This is a genomic window from Arthrobacter sp. NPDC093125 (genome assembly GCF_044754225.1).
Classification (GTDB): domain Bacteria; phylum Actinomycetota; class Actinomycetes; order Actinomycetales; family Micrococcaceae; genus Arthrobacter.
The window spans coordinates 81,150-99,324 of sequence record NZ_JBIVOQ010000009.1; the positions used below are offsets into that span (position 1 = coordinate 81,150).

Sequence of the window (18,175 nt, forward strand, 5' to 3'; positions counted from 1 at the left end):
TGACATAGTATTTGAGCTGACGCAGTGGTTCAGCATCAGGCCGGGCCGACATGGATGCCGCCGCATCCGGAATGAACATGGAGATTTTGATTAGCTCATGGGACTAGTATTCGGGCTCATCTATATCGTCCTGCTGTTCATCTTCGTGGCACTCATCGTGCGGCTGGTGTTCGACTGGGTCCAAATGTTCGCACGCGAATGGCGCCCGCGAGGGGCAGCACTGGTCGCGGCGCACGCGGTGTACTCGGTCACGGATCCGCCGCTGAAGGTGCTCCGCCGGGTCATCCCGCCGCTGCGGCTCGGCGGTGTCTCCCTGGACCTGGGCTTCCTGGTGCTGTTTATCGCGCTCAGCATCGCAATGGCAATCACCAGATCCTTCGCATAGCTTCACTGCAGCGTCTGTTCCCGGAAGGAACTGCTGACTGCGCTGAAAATCTCCGGTTTGACACTACGTGTTGAATTAGAGGAACCAGACCATATTTAGGTACCGTAGTTTTGAACGGCCGGAAGGCCTACTGACTAACTAGACCAACGAGGTGACCAGATGGCTTTGACGCCAGAAGACGTTGTCAACAAGCGCTTTCAGCCGACCAAGTTCCGCGAAGGCTACGACCAGGACGAGGTCGATGACTTCCTGGACGAAATCGTGGTTGAACTGCGCCGCCTGAACCAGGAAAACGACGAACTTCGCAAGAAGCTCGCCGAGGTTTCCGGCGGCAATCCCGCTGCCTCCGCAGCAGTGGCGCCTGTCGTTGAGAAGGTTCCGGCTCCGGCTAAGGCCGACAAGGACGAAGCACGTGCGAAGGCCGAAGCCGAAGCAAAGGCCGCAGAGCTTGCCAAGAAGAAGGCTGCCGAGCAGGCTGCACCCGTGGCAGCACCGGCTCCCGCTGTAGGTGGCGGCAACGTCTCCGAGTCCGCTGCCGGCCTGCTCGCCATGGCCCAGCAGATGCACGACCGCCACATCGCTGACGGCCAGGAACAGCGCGACAAGATCATCGCCGAAGCACAGATCGAAGCCAGCAGCCTCGTCAACGATGCCCAGGAGAAGTCCCGCAAGATCCTCGGCGCACTCGAGCAGCAGCGTTCCGTCCTCGAGCGCAAGGTGGAGCAGCTCCGCGGCTTCGAGCGCGACTACCGCTCACGCCTGAAGGCCTACATCGAAGGTCAGCTCCGCGACCTGGACGCCCGTGGCTCCGTCGCCGCCCCCGAGGTCGGCGAAAGCAACGCTACCGTTTAGCACGTATTCTGAAAGCCGGTGGCTGAGGATTCCTCGGCCGCCGGCTTTTGTGATTAACCTCGGTTCCCGAACGAAAGCACCATGACAGACGAAATCGCCGCTGACGCAGCGCACCCAGCCTCCCCGCGACCACGGCCCCGCCGGGCAGTCCTGCTCTCCCTGTTCGCCGGACTGGCTGCCTTCGCGTACATCTTCGACCAGCTCACCAAGCTATGGGTCACAAGCACCATGGTCGAAGGCGAACGCGTCCCGGTTCTGCCCCCGCTGCTGCACTGGTACTTCATCCGGAACTCAGGCGCCGCCTTTTCCATCGGCGAAAACGTGACGTGGATCTTCACCATCATCATGGTGGCCGTCTCGGTGGCCATCCTGTTCCAGCTGCGCCGGCTCGGCTCGGCGTGGTGGGCTGTGGCTTTGGGCCTCCTGTTCGGCGGTGCCACCGGCAACCTGACCGACCGGTTGTTCCGCGAACCTTCTTTCGCCATGGGGCACGTGGTGGATTTCATCCAGCTGCCTAACTTCGCGATTTTCAACATTGCCGACTCGGCCGTGGTGTCCTCAGTGGTCATCATCTGCCTGCTGACCCTGCGGGGGATCGGGCTGGACGGCTCCCGGCACTCAGCGGGCAAGCACGACGGAGGCAAGAATGTCTGAGCAGCTTGTGGTCCCTGACGAGCTCGACGGCAGCCGCGCGGATGCCGGTCTGGCCAAACTGATGGGCATGTCCCGGTCCCTGGCAGCGACGCTTATCGCTGAAGGCAATGTCGTCAGCGGCGGAAAACCTCTGGGGAAGTCTGCCAGGCTCGCGTCCGGCACCGTGCTCCACGTGACAGTCCCGGTACGGCGGGACCCCTTGGAAGTTGTGGAGGAAGAAGTGGAAGGCCTGAAAATCCTGCTGGATGACGACGACTTCGTGGTCGTTGATAAGCCGGTGGGTGTGGCCGCGCACCCGTCGCCCGGCTGGGTGGGGCCGACCGTCGTCGGAGGACTTGCCGGCGCCGGGTACCGCATCTCGACGTCCGGCGCGTCCGAACGTGCCGGCATTGTCCACCGTCTCGACGTCGGCACGTCCGGTGTCATGGTGGTTGCCAAGTCAGAAGATGCCTACACAGCGCTCAAGCGGGCCTTCAAGGACCGCACCGTCGACAAGGTCTACCACGCTGTGGTCCAGGGCCTGCCGGACCCCCTGCAGGGCACCATCGATGCTCCCATCGGGCGGCACCCCGGCCATGACTGGCGCTTTGCCGTCATCGAGGAGGGTAGGCCGTCTGTCACGCACTACGAGGTCCTTGAGGCCTATGGCAAGGCGACCCTGGTGGAGGTCCATCTGGAGACAGGCAGGACCCACCAGATCCGTGTGCATTTCGCTGCGCTTCGGCATCCCTGTGCCGGTGACCTCACCTACGGCGCCGACCCGCGCCTTGCCGCCACCCTTGGCCTGACCCGGCAGTGGCTCCATGCCCGGCAGCTTGGCTTCGACCACCCCAGAACCGGTGAACGGGTGACTGTGACCAGCGAGTACCCGGAAGATCTGGCCTATGCGCTGCAGGTTCTGGAGTCCGGCAACGCCTGAGGATCGGGTTGGCCGGCGCCAGGTTGGCGGGTCGGGTTTGCCGGACAGTGCGCGTGGTCGCCGTGGATGTCGGGCACCGGCACTAGAATGGTCCGGTGACTTCCAGCAATGACTCGTTCGTACATCTCCACACCCACACCGAGTACTCCATGCTGGACGGTGCGGCCCGGCTCGGCGAACTGTTCGACGAAACCGAGCGGCTGGGGATGCCCGCCCTCGCCACCACGGACCACGGCTACCTGTTCGGGGCCTTCGATTTCTGGAAGAAGGCCACGGACAAGGGCATCAAGCCCATCATCGGCGTCGAAGCGTATGTGACGCCGGGGACCGCGCGTGGTGACAAGGAACGCGTGCGCTGGGGCGAGGAATCCCAGCGCAAGGACGACGTTTCCGGCGGTGGCTCCTACACCCACATGACGCTCCTGAGCTACAACAACGTGGGTATGCGGAACCTGTTCCGTGCCTCGTCGATTGCCTCGCTCGACTCTGTCTTCGGCAAGTGGCCAAGGCTGGACCGGGAGCTGCTCAACACGTACTCCGAAGGGCTCATAGCCACCACCGGCTGCCCGTCGGGCGAGGTTCAGACCCGCCTTCGGCTTGGCCAGTACCGCGAGGCGCTGGAGGCGGCCGCGGAGTTCCGCGACATCTTCGGCGCAGAGAACTACTTCTGCGAACTGATGGACCACGGCCTGGACATCGAGCGCCGGGTCACCGGAGACCTGCTGCGGCTGGCCAAAGACCTGAACCTCCCGCTCGTAGCCACCAACGACCTCCATTACACGCACGAGCACGACGCCAAGGCGCACGAGGCCCTGCTGGCCATCCAGTCCGGTTCCACGCTGCTGGAACCCACCTACGACAACGGCGGCTCGCGCTTCGCCTTCTCCGGCAGCGGCTACTACCTGAAGTCTCCCCGGGAAATGCGTGAACTCTTCCGCGACCACCCGGAAGCCTGTGACAACACCCTGCTCATCGCCGAACGCTGCGAGGTGTCCTTCAACACGGACGCCAACTACATGCCCCGATTCCCCTGCCCGCCGGGGGAGGACGAGACATCCTGGCTGGTCAAGGAAGTGGACAAGGGGCTGCAGTACCGCTACCCCGCAGGGATCCCTGACGAGGTCCGCAAGCAGGCCGACTATGAGCTCGGTGTCATCACCTCGATGGGCTTCCCGGGTTACTTCCTGGTGGTTGCCGACTTCATCAACTGGGCCAAGAACAACGGCATCCGCGTGGGACCGGGCCGTGGTTCCGGTGCAGGCTCCATGGTGGCTTACGCCATGCGCATCACCGATCTCGACCCGCTGAGGCACGGCCTGATCTTCGAACGCTTCCTCAACCCCGACCGCGTCTCCATGCCCGACTTCGACGTCGACTTCGATGACCGGCGCCGTCCGGAAGTTATCGACTATGTCACCCGCAAGTACGGTGATGAACGCGTCGCGATGATTGTCACGTACGGCACCATCAAGACCAAGCAGGCCCTCAAGGACTCCTCGCGCGTCCTCGGGTACCCCTTCAGCATGGGCGAGCAGCTCACCAAGGCACTGCCGCCCGCCGTCATGGCCAAGGACATCCCGCTCGCCGACATTCAGAACCCCGAGTCCAAGCGCTACAGCGAAGCCGGCGACTTCCGGCAGCTCATCGCAACGGACCCCGAGGCAGCCAAGGTTTTCGAGACTGCACTGGGCATTGAAGGCCTGAAGCGCCAGTGGGGCGTCCACGCCGCCGGCGTCATCATGTCCTCGGACCCGATCATCGACGTGATCCCGATCATGCGCCGTTTCCAGGACGGCCAGGTCATCACCCAGTTCGACTACCCGACGTCCGAAGGCCTTGGCCTGATCAAGATGGACTTCCTGGGCCTCCGGAACCTGACGATCATTTCCGATGCCCTCGAGAACATCAAGATGAACCGCGGGGTCGACCTGGATCTCGAAAACCTCGAGCTCGATGACGCACCGTCCTACGAACTGCTGGCACGCGGCGACACCCTGGGCGTGTTCCAGCTCGACGGCGGCCCGATGCGGTCCCTGCTCAAGCTGATGAAGCCTGACAACTTCGAAGATATCTCCGCTGTCCTGGCGCTCTACCGGCCGGGTCCCATGGGCGCCAACGCCCACACGGATTACGCCCTTCGCAAGAACGGGATCCAGGAAGTGATCCCCATCCACCCCGAACTCGAGGAACCCCTCAAGGAGATCCTCGGCGGGACGTACGGCCTGATCGTCTACCAGGAGCAGGTCATGGCCGTGGCGCAGAAACTGGCCGGCTACTCGCTGGGCCAGGCAGACATCCTGCGCCGCGCCATGGGCAAGAAGAAGAAGTCGGAACTGGACAAGCAGTTCGCGGGCTTCTCCCAGGGCATGCAGGACAACGGCTACTCCATGGAAGCCGTCAAAACCCTGTGGGACATCCTGCTGCCGTTCTCCGACTACGCCTTCAACAAGGCACACTCCGCCGCCTACGGCGTGATCTCCTACTGGACCGCGTACCTCAAAGCGCACTACGCACCCGAGTACATGGCTGCGCTGCTGACGTCCGTCGGTGATGACAAGGACAAGTCCGCGATCTACCTGAACGAATGCCGTCGCATGGGCATCACGGTGCTGCCGCCCGACGTTAACGAGTCGGCCCTGAACTTCACGCCAGTGGGGAACGATATCCGCTTCGGGATGGGCGCCATCCGCAACGTCGGCGTGAATGTCGTGGAAGCCATGGTTGCCGCCCGCGAAAAGGAAGGCGCGTACACCTCCTTCAAGGACTACCTCATGAAGGTGCCGGCCGTCGTGTGCAACAAGCGCACCATTGAGTCCCTGATCAAAGCCGGCGCCTTCGACTCACTGGGCCACCACCGGCGCGCCCTGGCCATGGTCCATGAAGAGGCCATCGATTCCGTCATCACGCTCAAGCGCAACGAGGCGATCGGCCAGTTCGACCTCTTTGCGGGCTTCGAGGACACCGAATCGGAAGCGTCCCTGAGCATTGAAATACCGGACCTTCCGGAATGGGAGAAGAAGGACAAGCTGTCCTTCGAACGGGACATGCTCGGGCTGTATGTCTCGGACCACCCGCTGCAGGGCCTGGAAGGGCTGCTGAGCCAGCACGCCGACCAGTCCATCACCTCGATCATCGCCGAGGACGGGCCGCAGGACGGTGCCATCGTGACGATTTCCGGGATGATCACGTCGCTCAGCCGCAGAATCGCCAAGGCCAGCGGCAATGCCTACGCCAGGGCCGAGATCGAGGATCTCGGCGGGTCGATGGAAGTGATGTTCTTCGGCCAGGTGTACGGACCGATTGCATCCGTCCTCGCCGAAGACCTCATTGTGGTGGTCAAGGGCCGCCTGCAGCGGCGCGACGACGGCGCCGTCACCCTGAACTGCATGGAACTCTCCGTCCCCGACCTGAGTGAGGGCGCCAACGGTCCCATCGTCATCACGATGCCGACTCACAAAGCCACCGAGGCCGTGGTCACGGAACTGGGCGACGTGCTGCGTAACCACCGCGGAAACTCCGAAGTGCGAATTAACCTCATGGGTGACACCAGGGTGGAGGTCATGGCCCTGCCCGTGCACCTGCGGGTCAATCCCAATCCCTCGCTCTTCGGGGACCTGAAGGTGCTGCTGGGGCCAGCGTGCCTGGACTTCTAGGCAGGTGCTTGTTGTTCGGCGAACCTCCGACGGGCCAGCTGGGTTCGTAGTCTCTAGATTTGGCAGTCTTTAGATTTCGTAGTCCAGGGGCACAGGCTGTCCGTATGTGCCGGAGTGGTACAGCAGGGGAGTGCCGTCCTCGCCCACCTCGCCTTCCACCACTTCCACCACGACCACCGCGTTGTTTTCAAAGGACAGGCGCATCTGGATCTTTCCGATCAGCCAGCCGGCAACATCCTTGAGGATCGGCACCTCATGCGGGCCCAGCGCCCAGTGGTCTCCGGCGAAGCGCTCCTTAGTGCGCGCGAAGCGGTCGGCCAGTTCCTGGTTCTCAAGGCCCAGCATGTGAACGCCGATAAAGGTCGTGTTTGCCACCGCCGGCCAGGAGCTCGAACTGCGTGCCATGTTGAAGGTGAAACGCGGCGGCTTGGCGGAGAGCGAGGCCACGGACGTCGCAGTGAACCCGTACGGAACGCCGTTGTAGTTCACTGTGATGATTGCAACGCCCGCCGCATGGCGGCGGAACATTTCCTTGAACGTGCCTTCAAAGGCAGCGTCATCCGCGGTCACTGTAATCGATCTCCCTGCTGGACTGGTGGGGTGTTGTGGTCCTACTACAAGAGTATTGGCCGCCGCGGCGTTACGCTGATTCCTGTTCCCGCAAGGCCATCCGGCTCAACACACGCAAACATTTGTTAGCGTTTCTTCATGACCCCGCCCGCACCCGCATCTCCTGTCGGACCACCTGAAGCGGCGGAGGCTGCCCTGCGGCGCACCTTGGCCCGGCGCGCTGCCCGCAGTTCACGGCGGCAGCAGCACGCTACACGCGGGTGGCTGTGGCCAGCCGTTATTGCCGGGTCCGGAGTGCCGGCAGGTGTCCTGTGGTGGGTGCTTGCCCCCGGCGGCCTGAATCTTCTGTCGGGCAACGAAGCCTTCGCGTCAGGGACCAACACGCAGGTGTGGCTGCCGCGGGATCTCGTGCTCGCGGGACTTTTTATGGTCGCGGGCTGTGTGGTTGCTGTGCTGCTGGCGGGCCGGAAGGACGCAGGATCCCGCCGGATGCTGCTGCTGTCCGTCGCGGCCAGTGCCGCGGCGGCAGTGCTCGCCTGGCAGACGGGGCTGCTGGCCGGCCACTGGCTCGGCGGCCCGCAGGACACCTCGGCCAGCGCAAGCGTCGCTTTCTCGCTTCGGGCCTACCCGGCTTTGCTGCTGTGGCCCGCGGCGGTTGCTGGCGGCTACTTCGCCATCAGCCTGCTCGAAGTGCTGCACCGGCCCCGGGACCGGGGCGCAGACAGCGGCGGCCGTGTATGACAGCTGCGCTGCTATGCACAGCAGCGCGGTCCGGCCTTCCGGGGCGCGTAAAATGAACCGGTGACTACTTCTCCGGAGAGCCCCGCACGCCCGACTTCCCCCACCGTCGACTTCCGCACCGTGGACCTTCGTGGCCGCCGGCTGAGCCTCGCGGAACTCCGTGAGGCTGTGCCGCGGGCCCGGCACGAAACGGTCGCGGATGCCGAACAGAAGGTCGGGGCCATCATCACTGACGTCCGTGAGCGGGGCTATGCGGCGCTGACAGAGTTGGCACTCCGTTTCGACGGCGTGGAGCAGGTGCACCCGCGGGTGTCCGCCGAGGCGCTGCAGTCGGCGTTGACCGGACTTGACCCGGCTGTCCGGTCCGCCTTGGAGGAATCCATCAGCCGTGCCCGCCGCTTCGCTGACGCCCAGCGCCCCGGCGACGTCGACGTCGCCTTGGGCGAGGGCGCCATCGTGAGCCAGAAGTGGGTGCCGGTCGCACGGGTGGGTCTGTACGTTCCGGGAGGCCTGGCCGTCTACCCGTCGTCAGTCATCATGAACGTAGTCCCCGCTCTGGCAGCCGGCGTGGAATCCATTGCACTGGCGTCACCGCCGCAGAAGAACTTTGGCGGCCTGCCGCACCCCACCATCCTGGCGGCCGCGGCGCTGCTGGGCATTGACGAGGTCTACGCGATCGGCGGCGCACAGGCTATCGCAGCGTTCGCCTACGGCGTGCAGGGCGCCGAGCGTGAAGCCGCCCTGGAACCCGTGGACGTCGTGACCGGGCCGGGCAACATCTTTGTGGCAACCGCCAAGCGCCTCGTCAAGGGCGTCGTGGGGATCGACTCCGAGGCCGGCACCACCGAGATTGCCATTCTGGCCGATGCCACGGCCCGGCCCGCCTTCGTTGCCGCTGACCTGATAAGCCAGGCCGAGCACGACCCGAAAGCGGCCTCAGTGCTGATTACCGATTCGGAGCAGCTCGCCACTGACGTGCGGGAGGAGCTTGACCGCCAGGCCCTTGCGACGAAGCACAGTGGAAGGGTGCGTGAGGCCCTCTCCGGCCCGCAGTCCGGCGTCGTCCTGGTGGATGGCCTTGACCAGGGCATCGCCGCCTGCGACGCGTACGCGGCTGAACATCTTGAAATCATGACGGCGGAAGCCCCTGCCGTCGCGGCGCGCATCAGGAACGCCGGGGCCATCTTCGTCGGGGACTACAGCCCCGTGAGCCTGGGGGACTACTGTGCAGGTTCCAACCACGTGCTGCCGACCAGCGGAACGGCAGCGTTTTCCTCGGGTCTGAACGTGACTACATTCCTGCGCGCCATCCAGGTCATCAACTACACGGAGTCGGCGCTCCGGGAGGTCAGCAGCCACATCGTGAGCCTGTCCGGCGCGGAAGACCTGCCCGCCCACGGCGACGCCGTGACGGCGCGTTTCAGCGACGGACGCTAAGCACTAGATGTAGTAATTACAGGCTTGTTATTCGGCTATATCTAGTCGTAAACTGGTGGCGGTAGAGAAGCCGGGCACGCGCCCGCGCCGCCGCTGCGCACAGGGAAGGAACAAACGTGTACTGCCCGTTTTGCCGCAACCCTGACTCGCGCGTTGTGGACAGCCGCATGGCCGACGATGGTTCGTCGATCAGGCGGCGCCGTCAATGCCCCGAATGCGGCCGGCGGTTCACCACGGTCGAAACCACCAGCCTTTCCGTTATCAAGCGCTCCGGCGTCGGCGAGCCGTTCAGCCGCAGCAAGGTCATCAACGGTGTCCGCAAAGCGTGCCAGGGCAGGCCGGTCAGCGAGGACGACCTCGCCATGCTCGCCCAGGAAGTCGAGGAGAACATCAGGGCTTCGGGGGCGGCGGAGATCGATGCCCACGAGGTGGGCCTGATCATCCTTGGTCCGCTGCAGAAGCTCGACAAGGTGGCGTATCTTCGCTTCGCCAGCGTGTACCAGGCGTTCGAATCACTGGAAGACTTCGAATCCGCCATTGCGCTGCTGCGGCATGAGGGAGAAGTGGACGCCAAGCGGGCCGAAGGCAAGAGCCCGGAACAGAGCACGCTCTAAACTCCCGGTGACGGCAGCGGAGGGGAAGCCGCATAAGCCGACACCGGCTCCAGTAAAAAACCGAAGGCGGCAGACGTAAAGTCTGCCCCTTCGGTTTTCTGTTCGGGCGTTCCGCCGGCTGGAATTACTCCCGCTGGCATTGCCCCGGCCGGATCTACTTCGCGAGCTCGTGCTTCACGGCGATCTCAAGGGCTGCCCCTACGATGCCGGCTTCGTTTTTCAGCTTGGCGGGAACGATGGGCGTGCGCAGCTTCAGCCGCGGCAGGTACTCATCGGCACGCTTGGAAATGCCGCCGCCGACAATAAACAGTTCCGGGGAGAACAGGAACTCGACGTGCGAGAAGTAGCGCTGCAGCAGCACGCTGTACTCCTCCCAGCTGAGTCCGTCCCGCTCACGTGCCACGGCAGAGGCCTTGCTTTCGGCGTCGAATCCGTCGACCTCCAGGTGGCCAAGCTCGGCATTCGGTACCAGCTGGCCGTTGAAGATGAACGCGGAGCCGATGCCGGTGCCAAGCGTGATGACGAGGACGGTGCCGTTGACGCCCTCTCCGGCGCCGTAGCGCGCCTCGGCGAGGCCGGCGGCGTCGGCGTCGTTGATAACTTCCACCGGACGCCCCAGCCGTGCCGTAAGCAGCGCGTCGATGTCAGTGTTGATCCAGCTCTTGTCCACGTTGGCGGCAGAGTGGACCACACCGTGCTGGATGATGCCGGGGAATGTGACGCCTACCGGGCTGTCCGCTTCCGGCGCGTCAGGGCGCGCAGACAGTTCTTCGACGACCTTAGCAACGACTTCAACGACCGCTGCCGGGGTGGCCGGCTGGGGCGTCGCCAGGCGGAAGCGGTCGCCGATCAGTTTGCCCTTCTTCAGGTCAACAATGCCGCCCTTGATTCCGGTACCGCCGATGTCGATGCCGATCAGCGGTGCGTTCTTGTGGGTCTTTTCGTCCGTTTTGGCCAATGGGATTCCGTTCGTGGCAGGGTTGTGGGCTCGGGCGGGGCAAGGGTCGCTTGCCGGGGGAGTCTGTGGCAGGTGACGGCCAGGGGTCAGGGAAGGGTGAGGATCTCGGCACCCGTTTCGGTGACGAGCAGCGTATGTTCGAACTGGGCGGTGCGCTTGCGGTCGCGCGTCACGACCGTCCAGTCGTCTGCCCACATGTCCCACTCAACGGTGCCAAGCGTGAGCATGGGCTCAATGGTGAACACCATGCCCGCCTCGATCACAGTGTTGTAAGCAGGGGCGGCGTCATAGTGGGGAATGATCAGGCCGGTGTGGAAGGCTTCCCCGACTCCATGGCCGGTGAAGTCACGCACAACGCCGTAGCCAAAACGCTTGGCGTAGGACTCGATGGCACGGCCGATCACGTTGATTTCCCGCCCCGGCGCAACCGCTTTAATGGCACGGTTCAGCGATTCCTGCGTCCGTTCCACCAGCAGGCGCGATTCCTCGTCCACATCCCCGACAAGGAAGGTGTAGTTCGTGTCCCCGTGCACTCCGCCGGTGAAGGCGGTGATGTCGATGTTGAGGATATCCCCGTCCTTGACCACGGTGCTGTCCGGGATCCCGTGGCAGATGACCTCGTTCAGCGAGGAGCACAGGGACTTGGGGAAACCGCGGTAGCCCAGGGTTGACGGGTAGGCATTGTGGTCGAGCAGGAATTCATGGCCGATGCGGTCGAGTTCGTCGGTGGTGACGCCGGGGACAATGTGCTTCCCCACTTCGACGATGGCCTGGGCCGCGACTTTTCCGGCGACGCGGATTTTCTCAATGGTCTCGGCCGACTTCACCTCAGAGCCGGTGAACTTGGCCGGCCCCGGCTTACCGACGTACTCAGGACGCGGTATGGAAGCGGGCACCGGGCGCTGGGGGCTGACGGATCCCGGGGTCAGCGTGCCGGTTGGTGCGGTCGAGGCTAAGGAAGGCATAGATTGATCATATAAGGCAGGGCAGATTGGCATGTAAATTAATGCGGCACCGGGGCCCCGCGGCGTTCTACGTTACGTGGATCACTCCGGCGCCATACTGAAAGCAACGGCGCCGGACTGAAAGCAAAGGACCGGCCGCCCAGCGGAAGCGAGGAACTCGATGCCCCAGTACTGGTACAACGTGAAGACGCATGAGGTCGAAGAGGACGCCATGTCGGACTGGACCCAGCTCATCGGCCCGTACAAAACCCGGGAAGAGGCCGAACACGCCCTGGAGAAGGTCCATGCCCGCAATGAGGCGTGGGAAAAGGGCGACGAGGACTAGCTTCCTGACGGACCGCTGGAAAACGGGCCCCTAGAACGAGTGTTCCGGGCCTGGGAACTGCCCCGACCGGACGTCGTCGCCGTAAGCTTTGGCTGCATCACTGAGGGTGGTCCGCAGGTCCGCATACTGCTTGACGAACTTGGCCATTTTGCCGCCCCGCAGGCCTGCCATGTCCTGCCAGACGAGCACCTGGCCGGTGGTGACATTTCCTGCGCCGATTCCGATGGTCGGCACGCCGACGGCGGCATCGACGGCCGCGGCCGTCTCGGCCGGAACCATCTCCATGAGCACGCAGAAGGCGCCGGCGTCAGCCAGCGCTACGGCGTCGTCGATCAACCGCTTTGCATCGTCACCGCGGCCCTGCACGCGGTAGCCGCCCAGCGAGTGTTCGCTCTGGGGCGTGAAACCGATGTGCGCCATGACGGGAATGCCGGCCTGCACCATGGCGCGGACAGTATCAGCGTAGAACGCGCCCCCTTCAATCTTCACGGCATGTGCGAGCCCTTCCTTCAGGAAGCGCACGCCGGTGGCGACTGCCTGCTGGGCGGACACCTCGTAGCTGCCGAACGGCAGGTCCGCCACCACCAGGGCGCGTTTTGCGGACCGGGCCACGGCGAGACACAGGGGGAGCAGCTCGTCAACGGTGACAGGGAGGCTGGATTCATTGCCGAAAACGTTGTTCGACGCCGAATCACCCACGAGCAGCACCTCGATGCCGGCTTGGTCGAAGATCTCCGCCGTGTACTGGTCATACGCCGTCAGCATCGCGAAACGCTCGCCGTTGGCCTTCGCCTGCTGCAAGTGGTGCGTGCGGATCCTGGCAGCCGGTTTCCGGGGAGCTCCCGACGACGGCGGTCCCCCCGCCGCAGGACCGTTGCCGTAAGGGGCGGGTACTTCTGCGGACGCGCTCGAGTCAGGACTGCTGCTGGTGGAGGCCATAGGCTAGAGCGTAAACCGAGACCCGTTGTCCTAGCTACCGCGGCCTCTGCCGGGGCCGGGTGATTCCGCTCACAGGGGCGTGCTACACCAGGCCCTGCAAAACACCCTTTGGTGCATTTAGGGGCGCCTGCGGCTGCTGTGCGTGTTAACGCTGTGTTACGCGGTACACCTGCGCCGACATCGGGACTGAATGCTGAGTAAAGTGAATCGTGAGCTGCCGCCGGCCTCGTTAATTACGTTGGGCCGGGGCATGGACGTTGACCCGGAGAAGAGGCCTTCATGGACCGCCAGCAAGAGTTTGTCCTGCGCACGATCGAAGAGCGCGACGTACGTTTTGTGCGTCTGTGGTTCACCGACGTCGTGGGTTCACTCAAATCGGTGGCGCTGGCGCCTGCTGAAGTTGAAGGCGCGTTTGAAGAGGGACTGGGCTTTGACGGGTCCTCCATCGAAGGCCTGGCCCGGGTGTTCGAATCAGACATGCTCGCCCAGCCTGACCCGGCCACCTTCCAGATCCTGCCCTGGCGAGGCGAAACCGAGCAGACGTCCAGGATGTTCTGCGACATTCTCACGCCCGACGGCGAGCCCTCCGCCGCTGACCCCCGCAACGTCCTCAAGCGCACCTTGGCCAAGGCCGCCGACATGGGCTTCACGTGCTACACGCACCCCGAAATCGAGTTCTACCTTCTGAAGTCCCAGCAGCCCGGACCGGACGGCGCCCCGATTCCCGTGGATGAAGGCGGCTACTTCGACCACGTGCCCGGCGGCGTGGCCCAGGACTTCCGCCGCACGGCCGTCACCATGCTTGAGTCGGTGGGCATCTCCGTGGAGTTCAGCCACCACGAGGCCGGCCCCGGCCAGAACGAGATCGATCTCCGCTACGCGGACGCCCTCCAGACCGCGGACAACATCATGACGTTCCGTACGGTGATCAAGGAGGTGGCGCTCCAGCAGGGAACCTACGCGACCTTCATGCCCAAGCCGTTCACGGCCCACCCGGGTTCGGGCATGCACACACACTTCTCGCTGTTCGAGGGTGACACCAATGCCTTCTATGAGGCAGGTTCCGAGTTCCAGCTGTCCGAGACCGCCCGCCAGTTCATCGCCGGCATCCTCAAGCACGCCCCGGAATTCACCGCCGTGACCAACCAGTTCGTGAACTCCTACAAGCGTCTGTGGGGCGGAGGAGAGGCCCCCAGCTACCTGAGCTGGGGCCACAACAACCGCTCTGCACTGGTACGCGTGCCCCTGTACAAGCCCGGCAAGGGACAGTCCGCCCGCATCGAATACCGTGGCATCGACTCCGCCGCCAACCCGTACCTCGCCTACGCCGTGCTTCTGGGTGCCGGGCTCAAGGGCATCGAGGAGGGCTACCAGCTTCCCGCCGCGGCCGAAGACGACATCTGGTCGCTGAGCTCAGCGGAACGGCGGGCCATGGGCCACGACCCGCTGCCCGCGAGCCTGCATGACGCAATCCGCAGCATGGAGGACTCCGAGCTCATGCCGCAGATTCTGGGCGAGCAGGTGTTCGAGCACTTCCTCCGCAACAAGCGGGCCGAATGGCAGGACTACCGACTTCAGGTGACGCCGTATGAACTGCAGCGCAACCTCGCGATCCTGTAGGCGGTTGCCGTGAGCCTGGCCCGCCGCCTCATCTCCGCCGGCTTCAGTGACCTGGAGAAGGGCGAGCGGTTCCTCGCGGCCCCGGAACTTGAGGGCATCGACCAGGACGTGCTGTTCGCCGGTCTTCAGCTCGCCGCGAGCCCGGATGCTGCGCTGCAATCGCTGGTCCGGCTGATTGAAAAGCATCCGGACCTGAGGAAACTGGCGGCCGCTGACACTGACACCAGTGAACCCCTTTACCGGGTCCTGGGTGCCAGCGAAGCTCTGGGCGAGTTCCTCATCCGGCACCCGGAACACCTGGAAGCCTTCGACGTCAAGGTCAGCCCGGAACCCATCCAGGCGCCGGCTGACGAGCTGCGCACGGGGCTGCTGAAATCCGTGCAGGCAGACCCGAGGGCCTCCCGTCCGGTTGCGGGAATCACCGGCCCCGAGGCATACGAGGCCCTGCGCACCGCATACCGGCGCGGCGTGGTCGACCTGGCCGTCAAGGATCTCTGCGCGGCGGACCCGCTGGACTTCATGCCGGCCGTCGGCGCCGAACTCGCTGACCTGGCCGGCGCTGCCATCGAAGCCGCCCTGGCCGTCTCCCGTGCGGAGGCGGGCGCGCAGTTCAACCCGGAGGAGGTTGCCGACGTCGGCCTTGCTGTGATCGGCATGGGCAAGTGCGGTGCCCGCGAACTCAACTACATTTCCGACGTCGACGTCATTTACGTGGTGGAGGCCGGGGAACTGGAGGACGCGCGGGCAAGCAGCGTCGGCACCGCGCTGGCTTCGGGTATCTCGCGTGCAATTTCCTCCCCGGCCCGCGAGCCCGGCCTGTGGGAAGTGGATGCCAACCTGCGTCCCGAGGGCAAGTCCGGGCCGCTTGTCCGCACGCTCGATTCACACCGGAGCTATTACGCCCGCTGGGCGGAGAGCTGGGAATTCCAGGCGCTCCTGAAGGCCAGGACAATTGCCGGCGACGCCGACCTGGGCAGCCGGTACGAAGAAGCCGTTTCGCCGCTCGTATGGTCGTCCGCCGGCCGGGACGGATTTGTCGAGTCGGTGCAGGCCATGCGCCGGCGCGTAACTGAACACATCCCCGCCGCAGAGGAGCAGCGCCAGATCAAGCTGGGCCGCGGCGGGCTGCGGGATGTCGAATTTACGGTGCAGCTCCTCCAGCTTGTGCACGGAAAATCCGACGAGTCGCTGCGGTGCCGTGACACGACATCCGCGATCGCTGCCTTGTCAGCCGGCGGGTACATCGGCAGGGCGGACGCCTCCGCGTTCGACCGCGCCTACCGGTACTTGCGGCTGCTGGAACACCGCATCCAGCTGTTCCAGCTGCGCCGCACCCACCTCATGCCGGTCAAGGAACCTGCGCTGCGTGCCCTGGCCAAGGCCGTTTTGGGCCCGTTCTCCACCGACCGGCCGCACCCCGACGCCCTCATGGCTGCCTGGCAGAAGACAAAGCGCTCGGTCCGGGAACTGCACGACCGGATCTTCTACCGTCCGCTGCTCAACACCGCCGCGAAACTGAGCAGCGAGGATGCCCGCCTGACCCCTGAGGCAGCGCAGGGCCGGCTTGCCGCGCTCGGCTACCGGGATCCGCAGGGCGCCCTGCGGCACATCGAGGCGCTCACGGCGGGCGTCAGCCGGCGCGCCGCCCTGCAGCGGCAGCTGCTGCCCATCCTTCTGGGCTGGCTCGCCGAAGGCGTGGATCCCGACGCCGGCCTGCTCGCCTTCCGCCGTATCAGTGAAGCCCTTGGCACCACGCACTGGTACCTCGGCATGCTGCGGGACTCCGCCGCAGCGGCAGAGCGGCTCTGCCACATGCTCTCCAATTCCCGGCTCATTGCCGACCTTCTGGAAGTGTCGCCCGAATCCGTGGCCTGGCTGGGGTCAGACAAGGACCTCACTCCGCTGAGTTTCGAGGCGCAGTGGCAGGAAATCGTGTCCAAGATGTCCCGCCACGCCGAGCCGGAAAGCGCCATGAGGCTGATCCGGCTGATCCGGCGGCGCGAGATCCTGCGCATCGCCATCGCGGACAGCGCCGGACTGCTCGCCCAGGACCAGGTGGGTGAGGCCCTCGCCGACACTGACCGCGCCGCTATCCTCGGCGCGCTGCGCGTGGCCGAGAACATTGTGTCGGCGGCAGGGCCCCTGAAGACCGCGGTGCTGGTGGTGGCCATGGGCCGGCAGGGCGGCAAAGAAATCGGTTACGGATCCGACGCCGATGTCCTGTACGTGCACCGCGCCTTGCCCGGCTACGCGGACGGTGAAGCCCAGGAGCAGGCGGCAAAGATCGTGGGCCATGTCTCCAGCCTCCTCACCCAGCCGCTGCGGCCGGCCATCATGGCAGAGCGCGTGCTCTCGGTGGACGCGGACCTGCGCCCCGAGGGCAAGAGCGGCGCGATGGTGCGGTCGCTGGAATCGTACGCCGAGTACTACCGCCGGTGGTCCCTGGTCTGGGAAGCGCAGGCGCTCCTGCGCGCCAGGCCGATCGCCGGGGATGACCGGCTCGCGGATGACTTCCTCAGGCTCATCAATCCGATCCGGTACCCGGAGTCGCTCGCCGAGGCGGACATCCGGGAGATCAGGCGCATCAAGGCCAGGGTGGAGTCCGAACGCCTGCCGCGGGGCGCCGACCCTGCCCGGCACCTCAAGCTAGGCCGGGGCGGACTCAGCGACGTTGAATGGCTCGTGCAGCTGCTTCAGCTGCAGCACGCGGGGCAGCACCCGGAGCTGAGGACGACGTCGACGCTTGGGGCCTTGGAGGCCGCTGCCGGCCTGGGCTTCATCGAAGCCGCCGACGCCGGGTTGCTGGCCGAGGCCTGGCGGCTCGCGAGCCGCATCCGCTCCGCCAACGTCATCTGGACGGGGCGTGCCTCGGACCTGCTGCCGTCCTCACGCCGGGACCTGGAAGCGGTGGCGCGGTGGTGCGGGTACGAGGAAGGGATGGCCACGGCATTTGAGGAGAACTATCTGCGTGTGAGCCGGCGCGCGCGGGCTGTCTTCGAGAAGGTCTTCTACGGTCATTGACCTCCGCGGTGGAACGCGCTCCGGAGGGCTGACATGCTCTGGGGCGGGTGCTAGGTTGGCCCCATGGCTACCCAAATTTTCGTAAATCTCCCTGTCTCGGACCTGAACAAATCGGTGGCGTTCTTCACGGCGCTCGGGTTCACCTTCAACCCGGACTACACCGATGAAAACGCCACGTGCATGATCATCAATGACAATGCCTACGTCATGCTGCTGGTCGAGGGCTTCTTCAAGACCTTCACCTCGAAGGACATCGTGGATGCCAAAGGCAGCACCGAGGTGATCATGGCCTTTTCCGCCGACAGCCGTGAGGGTGTTGACGGCATGTACAACAAGGCGATCGACGCCGGTGGCTCCTCGTCCCAGCCCGCCCAGGACTACGGCTTCATGTACAGCCGCAGTTTCGAGGACCTCGACGGTCACCTCTGGGAGGTCATGTGGATGGACCCGGCCGGTCCCCAGACGGATGTTGCGGCCTCCGCCGCCGAGGCCTAATGACGCTGCCCGGGACGCGGGTAGTCT

The 18,175-nt window shown here is 64.8% G+C and carries 16 protein-coding genes; 12 read left to right on the plus strand and 4 right to left on the minus strand.

The annotated features are described in order from the left end of the window. Positions 1 to 97: 97 nt before the first annotated feature. The 5 genes from ACIP9X_RS16000 (at position 98) to dnaE (ending at position 6,463) form a co-directional block, all read left to right on the plus strand. Entirely contained in the window at positions 98 to 385 is a 288-nt protein-coding gene (locus ACIP9X_RS16000) for a YggT family protein (RefSeq protein WP_400480735.1), read from the plus strand. 159 nt (positions 386 to 544) lie between these two features. Beyond that, complete coding sequence (locus ACIP9X_RS16005; protein ID WP_400480736.1) at positions 545 to 1,237, plus strand: DivIVA domain-containing protein; 693 nt, start codon at positions 545 to 547, stop codon at positions 1,235 to 1,237. Positions 1,238 to 1,318: 81 nt separating this feature from the next. Beyond that, positions 1,319 to 1,891, plus strand: a complete 573-nt coding sequence (gene lspA / locus ACIP9X_RS16010) for a signal peptidase II (protein ID WP_400480737.1) — start codon at positions 1,319 to 1,321, stop codon at positions 1,889 to 1,891. Beyond that, positions 1,884 to 2,810 carry an RluA family pseudouridine synthase gene (locus ACIP9X_RS16015; RefSeq protein ID WP_400480738.1) on the plus strand — a complete coding sequence of 309 codons (927 nt, stop codon included), beginning with the start codon at positions 1,884 to 1,886 and terminating at the stop codon, positions 2,808 to 2,810. The genes lspA and ACIP9X_RS16015 overlap by 8 nt, the downstream gene beginning before the upstream one ends. A 95-nt stretch (positions 2,811 to 2,905) precedes the next feature. Further along, positions 2,906 to 6,463: a DNA polymerase III subunit alpha gene (gene dnaE / locus ACIP9X_RS16020; RefSeq protein WP_400480739.1), complete on the plus strand. Its 3,558-nt coding sequence runs from the start codon at positions 2,906 to 2,908 to the stop codon at positions 6,461 to 6,463. A gap of 69 nt (positions 6,464 to 6,532) precedes the next feature. Here dnaE and ACIP9X_RS16025 read toward each other — a convergent pair whose 3' ends face one another. Next, on the minus strand, positions 6,533 to 6,991 hold the full coding sequence (locus ACIP9X_RS16025) for a flavin reductase family protein (protein ID WP_400480793.1): 459 nt from the start codon (positions 6,989 to 6,991) through the stop codon (positions 6,533 to 6,535). 180 nt (positions 6,992 to 7,171) lie between these two features. On the opposite strand from ACIP9X_RS16025, the gene ACIP9X_RS16030 reads away from it, so the two are divergent. The 3 genes from ACIP9X_RS16030 to nrdR all read left to right on the plus strand — a co-directional run bounded on the left by ACIP9X_RS16030 (position 7,172) and on the right by nrdR (position 9,825). Beyond that, a complete protein-coding gene (locus tag ACIP9X_RS16030; RefSeq protein WP_400480740.1) occupies positions 7,172 to 7,774 on the plus strand; it encodes a hypothetical protein in 603 nt (200 codons plus the stop codon). A gap of 60 nt (positions 7,775 to 7,834) precedes the next feature. Next, positions 7,835 to 9,211: a histidinol dehydrogenase gene (gene hisD, locus ACIP9X_RS16035; protein ID WP_400480741.1), complete on the plus strand. Its 1,377-nt coding sequence runs from the start codon at positions 7,835 to 7,837 to the stop codon at positions 9,209 to 9,211. Positions 9,212 to 9,327: 116 nt separating this feature from the next. After that, positions 9,328 to 9,825, plus strand: a complete 498-nt coding sequence (gene nrdR / locus ACIP9X_RS16040) for a transcriptional regulator NrdR (RefSeq protein WP_400480742.1) — start codon at positions 9,328 to 9,330, stop codon at positions 9,823 to 9,825. Positions 9,826 to 9,979: 154 nt separating this feature from the next. Here nrdR and ppgK read toward each other — a convergent pair whose 3' ends face one another. Together ppgK and map are read right to left on the minus strand one after the other, a co-directional pair. Beyond that, positions 9,980 to 10,783 (minus strand): polyphosphate--glucose phosphotransferase, encoded by an 804-nt coding sequence (gene ppgK, locus ACIP9X_RS16045; protein WP_400480743.1) that lies wholly within the window; start codon positions 10,781 to 10,783, stop codon positions 9,980 to 9,982. Between the two features lie 86 nt (positions 10,784 to 10,869). Beyond that, positions 10,870 to 11,748 (minus strand): type I methionyl aminopeptidase, encoded by an 879-nt coding sequence (gene map, locus ACIP9X_RS16050; protein WP_400480744.1) that lies wholly within the window; start codon positions 11,746 to 11,748, stop codon positions 10,870 to 10,872. Positions 11,749 to 11,908: 160 nt separating this feature from the next. On the opposite strand from map, the gene ACIP9X_RS16055 reads away from it, so the two are divergent. Beyond that, entirely contained in the window at positions 11,909 to 12,073 is a 165-nt protein-coding gene (locus tag ACIP9X_RS16055) for an SPOR domain-containing protein (RefSeq protein ID WP_400480745.1), read from the plus strand. A 30-nt stretch (positions 12,074 to 12,103) separates the two neighbouring features. On the opposite strand, the gene panB is transcribed toward ACIP9X_RS16055, so the two are convergent. Next, positions 12,104 to 13,012, minus strand: coding sequence for a 3-methyl-2-oxobutanoate hydroxymethyltransferase (gene panB / locus ACIP9X_RS16060; RefSeq protein ID WP_400480746.1), 909 nt, complete (start codon positions 13,010 to 13,012; stop codon positions 12,104 to 12,106). A gap of 279 nt (positions 13,013 to 13,291) precedes the next feature. On the opposite strand from panB, the gene glnA reads away from it, so the two are divergent. The 3 genes from glnA to ACIP9X_RS16075 all read left to right on the plus strand — a co-directional run bounded on the left by glnA (position 13,292) and on the right by ACIP9X_RS16075 (position 18,148). Continuing rightward, the gene (gene glnA / locus ACIP9X_RS16065; RefSeq protein WP_400480747.1) at positions 13,292 to 14,632 is read left to right on the plus strand and encodes a type I glutamate--ammonia ligase; all 1,341 of its coding nucleotides are present in this window, start codon (positions 13,292 to 13,294) and stop codon (positions 14,630 to 14,632) included. A 9-nt stretch (positions 14,633 to 14,641) separates the two neighbouring features. Continuing rightward, a complete protein-coding gene (locus tag ACIP9X_RS16070) occupies positions 14,642 to 17,653 on the plus strand; it encodes a bifunctional [glutamine synthetase] adenylyltransferase/[glutamine synthetase]-adenylyl-L-tyrosine phosphorylase (protein WP_400480748.1) in 3,012 nt (1,003 codons plus the stop codon). Positions 17,654 to 17,716: 63 nt separating this feature from the next. Continuing rightward, positions 17,717 to 18,148: a VOC family protein gene (locus ACIP9X_RS16075; RefSeq protein ID WP_400480749.1), complete on the plus strand. Its 432-nt coding sequence runs from the start codon at positions 17,717 to 17,719 to the stop codon at positions 18,146 to 18,148. Positions 18,149 to 18,175: the final 27 nt, after the last annotated feature.